The sequence below is a fragment of the Paraburkholderia sp. UCT70 genome (assembly GCF_050434085.1).
GTDB lineage: Bacteria > Pseudomonadota > Gammaproteobacteria > Burkholderiales > Burkholderiaceae > Paraburkholderia > Paraburkholderia tuberum.
On the sequence record NZ_JBNPVZ010000004.1, the window covers coordinates 2208108 to 2224164 of the forward strand.

The 16057-nt window shown below is 64.1% G+C and carries 15 protein-coding genes; 1 reads left to right on the forward strand and 14 read right to left on the reverse strand.

The genetic code is table 11. From position 1 onward, the window contains the following. Positions 1 to 46 precede the first annotated feature (46 nt). Positions 47 to 970: a histone deacetylase family protein gene (locus OKW41_RS35775; protein WP_090801305.1), complete on the reverse strand. Its 924-nt coding sequence runs from the start codon at positions 968 to 970 to the stop codon at positions 47 to 49. A gap of 334 nt (positions 971 to 1304) precedes the next feature. On the opposite strand from OKW41_RS35775, the gene mltB reads away from it, so the two are divergent. Next, entirely contained in the window at positions 1305 to 2483 is a 1179-nt protein-coding gene (mltB, locus tag OKW41_RS35780) for a lytic murein transglycosylase B (RefSeq protein ID WP_429575507.1), read from the forward strand. A gap of 111 nt (positions 2484 to 2594) precedes the next feature. Here the strand turns inward: mltB and cysM are convergent, their stop codons facing one another. The 13 genes from cysM to hisC all read right to left on the reverse strand — a co-directional run bounded on the left by cysM (position 2595) and on the right by hisC (position 16031). Beyond that, complete coding sequence (gene cysM, locus OKW41_RS35785; protein WP_368586771.1) at positions 2595 to 3497, reverse strand: cysteine synthase CysM; 903 nt, start codon at positions 3495 to 3497, stop codon at positions 2595 to 2597. Between the two features lie 238 nt (positions 3498 to 3735). Continuing rightward, entirely contained in the window at positions 3736 to 4110 is a 375-nt protein-coding gene (locus OKW41_RS35790; RefSeq protein ID WP_026225969.1) for a ComEA family DNA-binding protein, read from the reverse strand. 78 nt (positions 4111 to 4188) lie between these two features. After that, complete coding sequence (gene rfaD / locus OKW41_RS35795) at positions 4189 to 5181, reverse strand: ADP-glyceromanno-heptose 6-epimerase (RefSeq protein WP_184011054.1); 993 nt, start codon at positions 5179 to 5181, stop codon at positions 4189 to 4191. 85 nt (positions 5182 to 5266) lie between these two features. After that, the gene (rfaE1, locus tag OKW41_RS35800; RefSeq protein WP_429451152.1) at positions 5267 to 6274 is read right to left on the reverse strand and encodes a D-glycero-beta-D-manno-heptose-7-phosphate kinase; all 1008 of its coding nucleotides are present in this window, start codon (positions 6272 to 6274) and stop codon (positions 5267 to 5269) included. After that, the gene (locus OKW41_RS35805) at positions 6240 to 7643 is read right to left on the reverse strand and encodes a UDP-glucose dehydrogenase family protein (RefSeq protein WP_429575508.1); all 1404 of its coding nucleotides are present in this window, start codon (positions 7641 to 7643) and stop codon (positions 6240 to 6242) included. Before OKW41_RS35805 ends, rfaE1 begins: the two co-directional genes overlap by 35 nt. Before the next feature lie 126 nt (positions 7644 to 7769). After that, positions 7770 to 8945, reverse strand: coding sequence for a lipopolysaccharide assembly protein LapB (gene lapB / locus OKW41_RS35810; RefSeq protein WP_429575509.1), 1176 nt, complete (start codon positions 8943 to 8945; stop codon positions 7770 to 7772). Positions 8946 to 9014: 69 nt separating this feature from the next. Beyond that, positions 9015 to 9308, reverse strand: a complete 294-nt coding sequence (locus OKW41_RS35815; protein WP_013090140.1) for a LapA family protein — start codon at positions 9306 to 9308, stop codon at positions 9015 to 9017. A gap of 298 nt (positions 9309 to 9606) precedes the next feature. Then, positions 9607 to 9930, reverse strand: coding sequence for an integration host factor subunit beta (locus OKW41_RS35820; protein ID WP_073427169.1), 324 nt, complete (start codon positions 9928 to 9930; stop codon positions 9607 to 9609). Positions 9931 to 9951: 21 nt separating this feature from the next. Further along, positions 9952 to 11685 carry a 30S ribosomal protein S1 gene (gene rpsA / locus OKW41_RS35825; RefSeq protein ID WP_008921410.1) on the reverse strand — a complete coding sequence of 578 codons (1734 nt, stop codon included), beginning with the start codon at positions 11683 to 11685 and terminating at the stop codon, positions 9952 to 9954. 164 nt (positions 11686 to 11849) lie between these two features. Then, the gene (cmk, locus tag OKW41_RS35830) at positions 11850 to 12536 is read right to left on the reverse strand and encodes a (d)CMP kinase (protein WP_429451157.1); all 687 of its coding nucleotides are present in this window, start codon (positions 12534 to 12536) and stop codon (positions 11850 to 11852) included. A gap of 47 nt (positions 12537 to 12583) precedes the next feature. Further along, positions 12584 to 13888: a 3-phosphoshikimate 1-carboxyvinyltransferase gene (gene aroA, locus OKW41_RS35835; RefSeq protein WP_429575510.1), complete on the reverse strand. Its 1305-nt coding sequence runs from the start codon at positions 13886 to 13888 to the stop codon at positions 12584 to 12586. A gap of 18 nt (positions 13889 to 13906) precedes the next feature. Beyond that, positions 13907 to 14848 carry a prephenate dehydrogenase gene (locus OKW41_RS35840; RefSeq protein WP_429454506.1) on the reverse strand — a complete coding sequence of 314 codons (942 nt, stop codon included), beginning with the start codon at positions 14846 to 14848 and terminating at the stop codon, positions 13907 to 13909. Between the two features lie 61 nt (positions 14849 to 14909). Next, positions 14910 to 16031 (reverse strand): histidinol-phosphate transaminase, encoded by a 1122-nt coding sequence (gene hisC / locus OKW41_RS35845; protein WP_429575511.1) that lies wholly within the window; start codon positions 16029 to 16031, stop codon positions 14910 to 14912. Between the last annotated feature and the right edge of the window lie 26 nt (positions 16032 to 16057).

A 16057-nucleotide genomic window follows, 5' to 3' on the forward strand; every position in this document is an offset into this window, starting at 1 on the left:
GCTCGCTGGCTTTCGAGCCGCTGTCGCCGCGTGCAGGCGGGCAACCTCAGATCTCCGCCAGCGACCGCACGTGCGCGACCACGCTGCGTCCGAGCGCCGACAGGTTGTAGCCGCCCTCGAGACAACTGACGATGCGCCCACGCGCATAACGCCGCGCGATCTCGCGCATCTGGTCGGTGATCCACGCGTAATCGTCTTCGACGAGGCCCATGTTGCCGAGGTCGTCCTCGCGATGCGCGTCGAAGCCGGCCGAGATGAACAGCATCTCCGGCCTGAATTCGTGCAGGCGCGGCAACCACAGCATATCGACCGCTTCGCGCACGGCCATGCCGTTCGAACGCGCCGGCATCGGCACGTTGCACATGTTGGACGCCTGGTTGTCGGCGCCCGTGAACGGATAGAACGGGTGCTGGAAGATGCTGCACATCAGCACGCGCGGGTCGCCCGAGAACGCGGCCTCGGTGCCGTTGCCGTGATGCACGTCGAAGTCGATGATGGCGACGCGCGCGAGACCATGCACGTCGAGCGCGTGGCGCGCGGCGATCGCGATGTTGTTGAAAAAGCAGAAGCCCATCGCACGCGCCGGCTCCGCGTGATGGCCCGGCGGCCGCACGCTGCAGAACGCGTTGTCGTAGCGGCCTTCGATCACCGCGTCGGTGGCGGCGACCGCCGCGCCCGCGGCGCGCAACGCGGCCTGCCACGTGTGCGGATTCATCGTCGTGTCGGGATCGATCTCGGCCACGCCCTCGACGGGCGAGCGACCGCGGATGTAGTCGACGTGCGCCTGCGTGTGCACTCGCAGCAGCGCGGCCTCGTCGACGAGCGGCGGCGATTCGCGCTCGATCAGCGCGTCGATGCGGCTTGCGATCAGTTGATCCTCGATCGCCTGCAGGCGCGCGGGACACTCCGGGTGCCACTGCCCCATGTCGTGCAGCAGACAGTCGGGGTGGGAATAGAAGCCTGTTGCCATAGTTCGTGTTGTGCGTCTCTTCTGCGGCGCGGCGCATGAGCTGCGCGCGCGGCGTGTCTCCGTCGAGCGGCGCGCGCCCCCGCGCGCCTCCATTCGTCAAATTACCACACGACGCCGCTGTCGCCGATTCAGCACGGTTTTGCGGGAGCCGTCGGGTATACTTCCCCGACCCGTTATTCGCCGTTTCGTTCCTGCCGCTTTCCGACTGCTTCCAGCCTTTCACGCATCGCGCTCACTGCTCACCATGACCGTCAAGCTTGCTCTGTCCGCAGGATCCCCACGCAACCGGCTTCGCCTCGGCACCCACGCCGCCTCACTGATCATCGCATCGTGCATGTTCATCGCAGCAAGTCCCGCGAGCGCGCAAAGCGCCACGAGGAAAGCACCGGTGCAACTCGCGCAGAGCCAGCCGCAGCAGCCCGTACCGCAAGGACAGACGTTCGAGGAAGAGATCATTCCGCAGCGCTATGCGAACAACGCGAACGTCGATGCGTTCATCAACGAGATGGTCGCGCGCTACGATTTCGACGAAGCGTCGCTGCACGCGCTGTTCACCGGCGTCAGCTACTCGGCGACCGCAGTGAAGCTGGTCACCCCGTCACCGACGCCGTCGGTCAAGAACTGGCGCTCGTATCAGGCGCGCTTCCTCGACCCGGTGCGCGTCAATGCCGGCGTGCAGTTCTGGCGCGAGAACCGGGCCACGCTGCAGCGCGCGTATCAGGAGTTCGGCGTGCCGCCGGAGATGATCGTCGGCATCATCGGCGTCGAGACGATCTACGGTCGCTACATGGGTAATTTCCGCGTGCTCGATGCGCTGACCACGCTGAGCTTCGATTATCCGAACACCGCGAATCGCGCGGACCGCCAGGCGACCTTCCGCAAGAATCTCGAAGACTACCTGGTGTGGACGCGCGACGCGCAGATCGACCCGAACACGGTGCTCGGCTCGTACACCGGCGCGATCGGCATTCCGCAGTTCCTGCCGAGCAGCATCGTCCAATACGCGGTCGACTACGAAGGCAACAAGCGCATCGATCTGCGCACGAGCGATGCGGATGCGATCGGCAGCGTCGCGAATTATCTGCGCCAGAACGGCTGGGAAAGCGGGCGGCCGGTGGTATGGCGAATCGGCTCGGACGCGGGCAGCCTCGGTGTCGCGCAGGCCGCGGCCAATGGGCAGCCGGAGCCGCACTGGCCGCTCGACCAGTTGCTGCGTGCCGGCCTCGTGCTGAACGAGCCGAACGTCGACATTGCTTCCGAAGCGGGCACGCCGGTCACGGTGGTCGATCTGCCGACGCCGGGACGCGGCACCGAGTTCGTGCTCGGCCTGAAGAATTTCTACGTGCTCACGCGCTACAACCGCAGCTTCTTCTATGCGCTCGCGGTGTACCAGCTCGGTCAGAAGGTCAAGGCGCAGATGGAGGCGATCGATGCGGCGAATGCCGCGAAAGCGGCCAACAACGGCGGCGCGTCGCAAGGCCAGGCGGATCAGTCGAACTCAGATTCGCAGTGAGTCGCGCCGCGAGTCGCCGTGCGCGCCTCGCGTTGAAGCACGTAAAAAAGCGCCGGCTCGACCGGCGCATTTTTATTGGTTCGTGCACCCGCGAAGGCGCCGGCGACCCGCTTACGCGGGAAATACCCCCGTGGACAGATAACGGTCGCCGCGATCGCAGACGATGAACACGATCGTCGCGTTCTCGACCTGACGCGCGATGCGCAGCGCGACTTCGCACGCGCCACCCGACGAAATGCCCGCGAAGATGCCTTCGACCGACGCAAGGCGGCGCGCCATCGCCTCGGCCGCGGATTGACTGACGTTCTCCACGCGGTCGACGCGGCTGCGGTCGAAGATTTTCGGCAGATACGCTTCCGGCCACTTGCGAATACCCGGAATACGCGAGCCCTCTTCCGGCTGCGCGCCGATGATTTCGATCTGCTGGTTCTGCGTTTTCAGATACGTCGACACGCCCATGATCGTGCCGGTCGTGCCCATCGACGACACGAAGTGCGTGATGCGCCCTTCCGTGTCGCGCCAGATTTCCGGGCCCGTGCCTTCGATGTGCGAGGCCGGATTGTCCGGGTTCGCGAACTGATCGAGGATGATGCCCTTCCCCTCGCGCTGCATCTGCTCTGCGAGATCGCGGGCGTATTCCATGCCGCCTTTGACCGGCGTCAGAATGATTTCCGCGCCGTAGGCGGCCATGCTCTGACGGCGCTCGACCGACAGATCTTCCGGCATGATCAGCACCATCTTGTAGCCGCGGACCGCGGCGGCCATCGCGAGCGCGATGCCGGTGTTGCCGCTCGTCGATTCGATCAGCTTGTCGCCCGGCTTGATGCGTCCGCGCGCTTCGGCCTTCTTGATCATCGACAACGCCGGCCGGTCTTTCACCGACCCCGCAGGATTGTTGCCCTCGAGCTTCGCGAGGATCACATTGTTGCGGCTACGGATCTCGTCGTCGGGAAGCCGGACGAGTTGTACGAGCGGCGTATTGCCGACCGTGTCTTCAATCGTTTTGTATGCCATATGGGGTCTAGCAATCGATGCGCGAAATAGTGTCTTCAATCCATCGATTCTAAACCACGATCTCCGGCGCTGCCCTGCAGCCCTTCTGTCCGCATGGATGCATGGCGGTTGCGACGCAAAAAGCCCGCGGCTGCGAGCCGCGGGAATACGTGTGTACCAATCGATGCAATGGAATGTTCGCGAACCCTGCGCGCCGCAAGCCGCTCGTCAGCATGGCACGCGCAAGGCTCGCGGCCGTTTACTTCTTCACCGCCACTGCGGCGGCGCCCTTCTGCGTGGCGGCGGACGCGGCCGTAGCGGCCGGCTCCTTGCCCGCCGCAGCTGCCGCAACCTGCGTGCTAGCAGCCGCGCCAGCCGGTCCGACAGCGAGACCCTCCGCCTGCAGGCGCTCGATGGTGTGCGCGCCCATGCCCTTGACGCGCTTGCCGAGATCCGCCGCGTCCTTGAACGGGCCGTGCGCATTACGTTCCTCGACAATCGCTTTGGCTTTTGCCGGACCGATGCCCTTGATGCCGCGCAGCGCGTCTTCGTTAGCCGTGTTGACGTCGACCGCCGCATACGCGTGGCCGAAAGCGGCGAGCATCGCCGCGGTAACCAGTACTTTTCGAAACATATTGGAATCTCCCTGTTGCCACTGGCCGGCGACCATCACCGGCCAGGAGATTCCAGTTTAAAGAGGATGACGTACGAATCACACCTGGCCGAACAGCCAACGCACGTAACGATCGACACCTTCCTGCACGCTCAGAAACGGCGCATCGTAGCCGGCCGTGCGCAGTTTCGACTGATCGGCCTGCGTGAAGCACTGATACTTGCCGCGCAGCGCGTCGGGGAACGGAATGTATTCGATCAGCCCGCGTTGCACCTGATCCGCAAGCGACAGCGCCGGCTCGTTGTTCAGCGCGCGCAGCGTGTTGACCACAGTGCTCGCGATATCGTTGAACGGCTGCGCGCGGCCGGTGCCGAGATTGAAAATGCCTGACTTCTCCGGATGATCGAAGAAAAACAGGTTGACCTTGACGACGTCTTCGACCGAGATGAAATCGCGCGTCTGCTCGCCGGCCGCATAGCCGTTGTACTCGCCGAACAGCTTGACCTTGCCCTCGGCGCGGAACTGGTTGAAGTTGTGAAACGCGACCGACGCCATGCGCGCCTTGTGCGTTTCGCGCGGACCGTAGACGTTGAAATAACGGAAGCCCACGATCTGGCTCTTCGCCGTGGGCAGCACGCGGCGAATCACCTGATCGAACAGGAACTTCGAATAGCCGTACACGTTCAGCGGCTGCTCGACCTCGCGCTCCTCGACGAAGCGGCTCGAGCCTCCATACGTCGCCGCCGACGACGCGTACAGGAACTGGACGTTCTGCGCGAGGCAGATGTCCAGCACGTCGCGGCTATAGCGGTAGTTGTTGTCCATCATGTAGCGGCCGTCGGTTTCCATCGTGTCCGAGCAGGCGCCTTCGTGGAATATCGCGCGCACCTTGCCGAAGTCGCCGCGCCTGAAGCGCTCGACGAATTCGGTTTTGTCGAGATAGTCGTCGATTTCGCAGTCGACCAGATTCCTGAACTTGTCCGCGCGCGTGAGGTTATCGACGGCGATGATGCGCTGTTCGCCGCGCTCGTTGAGCGCCTTCACGAGATTGCTGCCGATAAAACCGGCCGCGCCGGTGACGATGACGGTCATGGTGATCCTGCGGTAGTGAGCTTCGTTCAGTCAACGCCGCGCGGGGCCCGCTGGTCCGTCGGACGACGGCGCCCCGCGGGCTGCATCAGGAAAAGAGTTCGTCGTAGTCGACGGTGGCGGTGCCCAGTTTGCCGACCACGATGCCGGCCGCGCGATTCGCGAGTCCGACCGCGTCGACGAGCGAAAGACCCGCGCCGAGCATCGCGGCAAGTGTCGCGATCACGGTGTCGCCCGCGCCCGACACATCATACACTTCGCGCGCAACGGCCGACGCGTGCAGGATGCCATCGTCGGAGAACAGCGTCATGCCCGCCTCCGAGCGCGTCAGCAGCAGCGCCTTGAACTGGAGCTCGGCGCGCAGCTTCGTGACGCGCGCGATCAGATCTTCCTCGGACTTCCACTGTCCGACGACCTCGCGCAATTCCGCGCGATTCGGCGTGATCAGCGTCGCGCCGCGATAGCGCTCCCAGTCGTCGCCCTTCGGATCGACCAACACCGGTTTGCCAGCCGCGTGCGCCTTTGCGATCATTTGCGTGACGTGCGTGAGGCCGCCCTTCGCGTAGTCGGACATCAGGATCACGTCGTACGACGGCAGCAGCTCGTCGAAACGCGCGAGGCCCGCGAGCAGCACCTCGTGTGCCGGCGAGTTTTCGAAATCGACGCGCAGCAACTGTTGCTGACGCGACAGCACGCGCAGCTTGATCGTCGTCAGCAAGGCCGGATCGCGTTCCAGATGCGGCGTGACGCCGCTTTCGCCGAGCAACTGCACGATGCGCTCGCCGGGCTCGTCATGACCGACCACGCACAAAAGACCCGCCTGCGCGCTGAGCGCGACCGCGTTGCGCGCGACGTTCGCCGCGCCGCCCAGCCGATCTTCCTGGCGCTGCACGTGCACGACCGGCACGGGCGCCTCCGGAGAAATGCGGTTGACGTCGCCGAACCAGTATCGGTCGAGCATCACGTCGCCGACCACCAGCACGCGCGCCGCGTTGAGCTGCGCGCGCGGCACGACCGTGAGCTTCTGCGCCGTCGTGGACGCGGGCGCCGCGGGCATGGCCTCAGGCATCGACCGGAAGTTCAGAGGGTTGGGCATAGGGGCGTCCAATGGCGTGGTAGTCGATACCGAGCTCGGTCATCGCGTCCGGTTCGTACAGATTGCGGCCGTCGAAAATCAGCGGTGTCTTCAGCACCGATTTCAGATGCACGAAATCAGGACTCTTGAATTCCTTCCATTCGGTCACGATCACGAGCGCGTCGGCGCCGATCAGCGTTTCGTCCTGAGTGCTCGTGAACGTGAGACGCGCCAGCTGCTCCGGCGCAGCGTGCAGATCCATCGCGAATACGCGACGCGCCTCGGTCACGGCGACCGGATCGTACGCACGCACGTTCCCGCCGCGCGCAAGCAACTCGCCGATCACGCGACGGCTCGGCGCCTCGCGCATGTCGTCGGTATTCGGCTTGAACGCGAGACCCCACACCGCGAACGCGCGGCCGCTCAAGTCCTCGCCGAGCTTCGCGGTGATCTTGTTCACGAGCACGTCCTTCTGCTGGTAGTTCACTTCCTCGACCGCCTCGAGAATCCGCAGGTTATGGCCGCTCTCGCTCGCGGTGCGAATCAACGCCTGCACGTCCTTCGGGAAGCACGAGCCGCCATAGCCGCAGCCCGCATACAGGAAGTGATAGCCGATGCGCGGATCGGAACCGATGCCGCGGCGCACCGCTTCGATGTCGGCGCCGACCTTGTCCGCGAGATTCGACATCTCGTTCATGAACGAGATGCGCGTCGCGAGCATCGCGTTGGCCGCGTACTTGGTGAACTCGGCCGAGCGAACGTCCATGTACAGCGTGCGTTCGTGATTGCGGTTGAACGGCGCGTACAGACGCTTCATCATTTCGCGCGCCCGCACGCCCGGTTCGTCTTCGTCGATACCGATCACGATACGGTCGGGGCGCATGAAGTCGTCGACGGCCGCACCTTCCTTCAGGAACTCGGGATTCGACACGACCGAGAAGCGATGCTGCGCGCTGCCGGCGAGCCCGCGTTTCGCGAGCTCTTCATTGATCACCGCGCGCACGCGCTGCGCGGTGCCGACCGGCACCGTCGATTTGTCGACGATCACCTTGAAACCATTCATCGTGCGGCCGATGTTGCGCGCGGCCTCAAGCACATATTGCAGATCGGCGGAGCCGTCTTCGTCGGGCGGCGTGCCGACCGCGATGAACTGCACGTCGCCGTGCGCGACGCTCGCGGCGACATCGGTCGAGAACGTGATGCGGCCAGCCGCGCGCGTGCGGGCGATCATCTCCTGCAAGCCCGGTTCGTGAATCGGCACGCCGCCTTTGTTGAGGATGTCGATCTTGCGCTGATCGACGTCGAGACAGAAGACGTCATTGCCGATTTCGGCGAGACACGCGCCGGTGACAAGGCCCACATAGCCGGTGCCGATAATGGTGATTTTCATACGCTTTCCGGTGGAAGGTTCCGGTAATGAATGCCGCTCATGAGGCCGGCGATAAACTCGTTGCGAAATTCGCGGAGCGGTTGCGTCGCAATGAACGCCGACGCGGCCAAAGCCGCCCGTGCGGCGTCAACTCGACGCGGCAATCGGCTCGACGCGGCGCGGTGCATAGGTTTCCCAACCGCTGCATCCCGGGCACTGCCAGTAGAAAAGCCGGGCCCGGAAACCACAATTCTGGCACGTATAGCGTGGCAGATTCTTGGTGCGCTGGCGGATCAGTGTGTGCATCAGTTCGAGCTCGCTGCGCCGCGGCTCTTCGGCGATGGCCTGCTGCGCTTCGAGCAGACGCGTCATGCCGGCCAGATTCGGCGACTTCTGCATCTGCGTGCGCGCGAGCGCATGCGCGGCATCGGCGCCGCGCAGCGACGCGACGTGCTGATACGCGACGTCGAGCAGATCGTTGCTCGGATGACGGTCGACCCACGTGGTCAGCAGATCGGCGCCCTCCTGCGCGCGGCCGAGCGCTTCATACGCCTTCATGATTTTCTCGGCGACGAGCGGCAGATACGCGGGGTTCTGCTCCTCGACGCCGCGCCATTGACCGATCGCCGCTTCGGACGCGCCGCCGGCCGCGTCGACGTCGCCGAACAGGATCGTCGCGCGCACGTTGGTCGGGTTCGCCTTCAGAGCGAGACCGAGCTGATGACGCGCTTCGTCCGGTTTCTTCTGCTGCAGCGCTTCCTGAGCAAGTTCGCAATGGAACTGCGCGATTTCCTTGTCGAGCGACGGTGCGCCCATCGTTTCGAGATGTCGCGCGGTATCGATCGACTTGACCCAGTCCTTCTCGATCTCGTAGATCGTCAACAGCGCGCGTTGAGCGCCCAGTGCGTAATCGCCCGCCTGCAGCGAGCGGAAGGTTTCCTCGGCACGGTCGAGCAGACCCGCTTTCAGGAAGTCCTGGCCGAGTTCGTACAGCGCGTGATCGCGCTCACTGACAGGCAGGTCCGCGCGGCTCAGCAGATTTTGATGCACGCGGATCGCTCGATCCGTTTCGCCGCGCCGGCGGAACAGATTGCCGAGCGCGAAATGCAATTCGACCGTTTCAGGGTCGAGCTTGACGACCTCGATGAATGCGTCGATCGCCTGGTCGGGCTGCTCGTTGAGCAGGAAGTTCAGGCCGCGAAAATAGGACCGCGGCAGGTTCGCGCTTTCGGACAGCAGCGTCTTGAGGTCGTAGCGCGCCGCCATCCAGCCAAACGCGAATGCGACGGGTATGACCAGCAGCCACCAGAAGTCGAGATCCATGCGATTAATGCAAATGTGTGGGAAAGCGAAAACGAAAAGCCGCGCTCAGAGCGCGCGGCGCAACGGAGTTCAGATCAGCGGCGGCATCGGCGGCTGCTCAACGACGGCTGGAGTTTCGCGCGCCACGCGCAACTCGCGCCTGAGCCGGCCATTCTCCATGCGCAGACGTACGACGGCCGGCATCGCCGACACGAGCCCCGCGAGCAAGCCGATCACGAAAAACGCGAGACCGATCAGAATCAGAGGCGCCGACCAGACGTAGCCGGCGAGGAAATTCAGCGTAGCGGGTTGCGTGTTGGAGAGCGCCAGCACCAGCAGCAGCACGAACACCAACACACGGATCAGCCAGACGATAAATTTCATGAATAGATCTCTTGACGGCAGTTGCGGGGTGACGCCGGCTCGATGACGCGTCGCGCCACGGTGTTGCCCGCGCCGAAGTGACCCGTATTGTAATGGATGACCTCGGGGCTGGGCAGCAAGTGGCGGGATGACGCACTTACGGGTGATTCGCGAAATGCAAAGGCCGCACCGGGAGGCGCCCTCTTCTCAAACGATGGACGAAAAAAAAGCGCCCGAAGGCGCTTTTCCTGGTCTTTTGCCGACTGGCTTTGGCCGCTGACGCTAGCTATGCCACGCTGCAAGACGCACAGCGGAGTCATTAAAGGTCGTCATCCGGCTCTTCGGCCTTCAGCGGCTCGCCCGCGCGTCGATCCACCCGCTCGCGCAATTCCTTGCCCGGCTTGAAGTGCGGTACGTGCTTCTCAGGTACCAGCACCTTCTCGCCCGACTTCGGATTGCGTCCGACGCGGGAGGGACGGCGGTTGAGGCCGAAGCTGCCGAAGCCACGAATTTCAATGCGATGACCTTTGGCAAGCGCCTCCGACATCGCATCGAGCATCGTCTTCACCGCGAAATCCGCATCCTTGAGAACAAGTTGCGGAAACCGCGTAGCCAGCTGGGCGACCAATTCCGATTTGGTCATACTGCAGCAGACCTCTCAGGCTTACTGGTTCTGGCCGTCGAGCTTGGCCTTCAGCAGCGCGCCGAGGTTCGTCGTGCCGGTAGCGGCTGCGCTCGAATCCGAAGCAGCGAGACCGCGGATGGCTTCCTGCTGCTCAGCCGAATCCTTCGCCTTGATCGACAGGTTGATGCCACGCGACTTGCGATCGATGTTGATGATCATCGCGTTGACCTTGTCGCCTTCCTTCAGCACGTTGCGAGCGTCTTCCACGCGGTCCTGGGCGATTTCCGAAGCACGCAGGTAGCCTTCGACTTCACCCGACAGCTGGACCACAGCACCCTTCGCGTCCACCGACTTGACCGTACCGTCGACGACCGAACCCTTGTCGTTCATTGCAACGTAGTTGCTGAACGGGTCGCCTTCGAGCTGCTTGATACCCAGCGAAATACGTTCCTTCTCGACGTCGATGCCGAGAACGATCGCTTCCACTTCGTCGCCCTTCTTGTACTTGCGAACGGCTTCCTCGCCGGTTTCGCTCCACGACAGATCCGACAGGTGAACCAGACCGTCGATGCCGCCCGGCAGACCGATGAACACGCCGAAGTCGGTGATCGACTTGATGGCGCCGCTGATCTTGTCGCCCTTCTTGAAGTTGCGGCTGAAGTCGTCCCACGGGTTCGGCTTGCACTGCTTCATGCCGAGGCTGATACGACGGCGGTCTTCGTCGATTTCGAGAACCATGACTTCGACTTCGTCGCCCAATTGGACAACCTTCGACGGAGCAACGTTCTTGTTGGTCCAGTCCATTTCCGACACGTGGACGAGGCCTTCGATGCCCGATTCCACTTCGACGAATGCGCCATAGTCGGTGATGTTGGTGACCTTACCGAACAGACGCGTGCCCGACGGGTAACGACGCGAGATGCCTTCCCACGGATCGTCGCCCAGTTGCTTGATACCGAGCGAAACGCGGTTCTTTTCCTGGTCGAACTTGAGGATCTTCGCGGTGACTTCCTGGCCAACCGACAGAACTTCGCTCGGGTGACGCACACGACGCCATGCGATGTCCGTGATGTGCAGCAGGCCGTCGATACCGCCGAGGTCCACGAACGCGCCGTAGTCGGTGATGTTCTTGACCACGCCTTCGACGATCGCGCCTTCCTTTAGCGTTTCGAGCAGCTTCGCGCGCTCTTCGCCTTGCGTTGCCTCGATGACAGCGCGGCGCGACAGCACGACGTTGTTACGCTTGCGGTCGAGCTTGATGACGCGGAATTCGAGCGTCTTGCCTTCGTACGGGGTGGTGTCCTTGACCGGACGCGTATCAACCAGCGAACCCGGCAGGAACGCGCGGATGCCGTTGACCATCACGGTCATACCGCCCTTGACCTTGCCCGTGATCGTGCCGGTTACGAGTTCGTTGTTGTCCAGCGCCTTTTCCAGCGACAGCCACGAAGCCAGACGCTTCGCCTTGTCACGCGACAGGATGGTGTCGCCATAGCCGTTTTCCAGCGCGTCGATCGCGACGGAAACGAAGTCGCCCGCCTGCACTTCTACCTCGCCCGCGTCGTTCAGGAACTCTTCGAGCGGGATGTAGGCTTCGGACTTCAGACCAGCGTTCACGACCACGAAGTTGTGGTCGACACGCACGACTTCCGCGGAGATCACTTCGCCAGCGCGCATGTCCTGCTTGGTCAGCGACTCTTCGAACAGAGCCGCAAAAGATTCGGTATTCGGGGTAGAGGTTTGCAGGTCGGACATAAAAATCAGAGTTTGCATGGTCTTCGCAACGCCTGGCTCACCGGACTGGTCAGCAACTGCGGCAAATACGCGAACGCCACGCGGGGTTAAAGGGTTAAAAAAACAACGCTTCGCGACCATCGCGAAGCACCTACCAACAACAGGACTGCCGCTGTCTGGCCACGACCGCATGACCGTTTCAGTTACGCACGCCGGACCAGCACTTCATACCATTGCACCACCTGCTCGACCGCCTGGTCGACCGACAATGCGGAGGTATCAAGCAGCTTTGCATCCGCCGCGGGCTTGAGCGGCGCGGCCGCGCGCTGACTGTCACGCTCGTCGCGCTCACGCAAATCCCGGAGCAAGTCATCTATATTAGCAGAAAATCCTTTTTGGATCAATTGCTTATGCCGGCGCGTCGCGCGGGCTTCGACGCTCGCCGTCATGAACACCTTCAGCACGGCATCCTGAAAGATCACGGTGCCCATGTCGCGCCCGTCGGCGACGAGCCCCGGCTCCTTGCGAAACGCCCGCTGACGCGCCACCAGCGCGGTTCGCACCGGCGCGTGAACGGCAATCGCCGAGGCGCGGCTGCCCACTTCCTCGGCACGAATTTCGGTCGATACATCGACGCCGTCGAGCTGCGCGAGCCCCTCGCGAAACGTGATATGGAGGTCGTCGATCAGTTTGACAAGTGCGTCGACGTCGTCCGCCGCGATGCCGTAGCGCAGGCTCGCGAGTGCCGCGAGCCGGTAGAGCGCGCCGCTGTCGAGCAGGTGAAAGCCGAGATTGGCGGCCACCATCGCGGCCACGGTGCCTTTGCCGGAGGCGCTGGGGCCGTCGATCGTAATGACGGGCGTCTGGTGAAAGGGACGGATCGGTTTCATCTAAAAATGTCGCACATCGGGCGATTCGCACGCGAATCTGGATTGCATCAGGGTTGCGCGAGCGCCGTGAAGCGCTCGAAATAATCGGGGAACGTCTTGCCGACGCACCTCGGGTCGTTGATGCGGATCGGCACACCGCCCAAGCTCACGAGCGAGAAGCACATCGCCATACGGTGGTCGTCGTAGGTGTCGATCGCGGCATTCGGGATGAGCTTTTCGGGCGGCGTGACGACGAGGAAATCCTCGCCCTCCTGCACCTTCGCGCCGACCTTGCGCAACTCGGTCGCCATCGCGGCGATGCGGTCGGTTTCCTTGACGCGCCAGCTTGCGATGTTGCGCAGCGTGGTCGTGCCGTCCGCGAACAGCGCGGCGACCGCGATCGTCATCGCCGCGTCGGGGATCAGGTTGAAGTCCATGTCGATCGGATCGAGCTTGCCATGGTCGTTGCCGACGCCGCGCACTTCGATCCAGTCCTCGCCCATCTGCAGGTTCGCGCCCATCTTGATCAGCGCATCGGCAAAGCCGACGTCGCCCTGGATGCTCGCGCGGCCCACCCCTTCCACTCTCAGCGGGCCGCCGCCGAGCGCTCCCGCGGCGAGGAAATACGACGCCGACGACGCATCCCCTTCCACCATGATCGTGCCTGGCGACTGATAACGCTGCCCGGCCGGCACCACGAACTGGTGCCAGCCGTGACGCTCGACGTCGATGCCGAAGCGCGCCATCAGCTTGATCGTGATCTCGATGTAGGGCTTCGAGATCAGCTCGCCGTCGACCTGCACGGTGGTGACGGCGCTCGCGGTGCGCAAGAGCGGCAGCGTCATCAGCAGCGAGGTCAGAAACTGGCTCGACACGTCGCCGCGCACGCGGATCAGCGCGTCGGCCGTGATCTGGGCGGGACGGATGCGTAGCGGCGGATAGCCTTCGTTCTGTTCGTAGTCGATCTTCGCGCCGATCTGGCGCAGGCCGTCGACGAGATCGCCGATCGGCCGCTCGTGCATGCGCGGCACGCCGTGGATCCGGTAGTCGCCGCCGTTCACGGAGAGGGCCGCGGTCAGCGGACGCACCGCCGTACCCGCGTTGCCGAGGAACAGGTCGGCCGTTCGCGCGGTGAACGCGCCGCGCGTGCCGGTCACGACGCAGGTGTCACCGTCGCGCTTCAGACGTACGCCAAGCTTTTCGAGCGCGGCGAGCATCACGCGGGTGTCATCGGAATCGAGCAGGTTCGTGATCGTCGTCTCGCCTTCGGCGAGCGCGGCGAGCAGCAGCACGCGGTTCGAGATGCTCTTCGAGCCGGGCAGACGAATCGTGCCGGACGCACGGGAAAAAGGTCCGAGATCGAGGAATTCCATGATGTGTCCAGTTTCCGGTTATTTGGACGCGTCGCTGGCGGCCACGCCAGCCGCGCGCTGCTCCTGCCACTGACTGCGCGCGACGCGCGAGCGCGCGAACACCGCTTCGAGCGCGGCGCCGTCGCCGGCCTCGATCGCCGTGCGCAGGCGCGCGAGCACCGCGGTATACGCGTCGAGTTCGTCGAGCAGCGCCGCGCGATTGGCAACGCAGACGTCGCGCCACATCTCCGGACTCGACGCGGCGATGCGCGTGAAGTCGCGGAATCCGCCCGCCGCGAACGAGAACTTCAAAGCGGCGTCGGACGAACTGAGGATCTGTTCGACGAGCGCGAACGACAGCACGTGCGGTAGATGACTGACCGACGCGAACACGCGGTCGTGCTGCTGCGGCGTCATGTCCCGCACCAAGGCGCCGGTGGCGCGCCACATCGCCGCGACGCGCTCGACCGCTTCCGGCGCGTTCTCCGGCAGCGGGCACAGCACGACGTTGCGGTTCACGTACAGATCGGGCAACGCGGCGTCGACGCCGCTCGACTCGCGGCCGGCGATCGGATGGCCCGGCACGAACTGACCGATCCGTGCACCGAGCGCCGCGCGCGCGGCGGCGACCACGTCGGACTTGGTGCTGCCCGCATCGGTGACGATCGTGTTGGCGTCGAGATGCAGCGCGATGCGTTCGAGCAGCGGCTGTGTCTGCGCGACCGGCGCCGCGAGCAGCACGAAGTCCGCGCCCGCTAGCGCGTCGCGCAGCGCGGCGTCGTCGGTGAGCGCCGCAGCGCCGTCGATCACCCCGAGCGCCAACGCGCGCTCGCTCGACGCGGACGTCCGTCCCACCCCAACCACCGTGCGTGCCCCGCCGGCCTCGCCGCGTTCACGCAACGCGCGCGCGAGCGATCCGCCGATCAGGCCGACACCGAAAATCACCAGCTTGTTAAAAGAAAACGCGGCCACTTCGCTCACACAATACGGACAATAAGCGCGCCGCTCCTGCCGGCCGACGCGCGGGATCAAGGAGCAATGCTTACGCAGCGGCAGGCTCGGCAAGCGTCTTTTCGAGCGCCGCGAGGAACGCTCCGTTTTCCTCCGGCAGGCCGATCGTGATGCGTAGCCACTGCGGCAAACCGTAGTTGCCGACCGGTCGCACGATCACAGCCTGTTTCAGCAGCGCGACATTCACCCGGGCGCCGGCTTCGTCGTCACCGCCGACGCGCACGAGCACGAAGTTACCTTCGGACGGCACGTATTCGAGACCGAGCCTGTCGAACGCCTCGGTCAGAAGCTTATAGCCCTGCGCGTTCAGCGCCGCGCTCTTTTCCAGAAACGCGCTATCGTTCAGTGCCGCAATCGCCGCGGCCTGCGCGAGCGTATTGACGTTAAACGGCTGACGCAGTCGATTCAGCAGATCGGTCAATCCGGGCTGCGCGATCGCGAAGCCGATACGCAGGCCCGCCAGGCCGAACGCCTTCGAGAAAGTGCGCGACACCAGCAGGTTCGGATAGCGGCGCACCCAGTCGATCGAGTCATAGCGCTTGTCCGCCGACAGATACTCGGTGTATGCCTCGTCGAGCACGACGACCACATGGCGCGGCACTTTGCCGAGAAACGCCTTGAGCGTCGGACCGTCGACGAACGTACCGGTCGGATTGTTGGGATTGGCGACGAACACGAGACGCGTGTCGTCGTCGATCGCGGCAAGCATCGCGTCGAGGTCGTGACCATAGTGCACGGCCGGCACGACGATCGCGCGCGCGCCGACGCCTTGCGTTGCGAGCGCATAGACCGCGAACGAATACTCCGAGAACACTACCGCCTGGCCCTTCTCGACGAACGCGTGCGCGGCGAGTTCGAGGATGTCATTGCTGCCGTTGCCGAGCGTGATCCACTCGGCCGGCACGCCGTAGCGCGCGGCGAGTGCCGCCTTCAGTTCGAAACCGTTCGAGTCCGGATAGCGGCCGAGGTCGGCGATCGCCTGCGCCATCGCGCGCTGCGCGGATTCCGGCATGCCGAGCGGATTCTCGTTCGATGCCAGCTTCACGATGCTCGCCTCGTCGAGACCAAACTCGCGGGCCACTTCCGAAATCGGCTTGCCGGCGATGTACGGCGCGATCGCACGCACATAGGAAGGGCCGAAAGACGCTGTCATGAAAATCTCCGAACGACGATGGATAG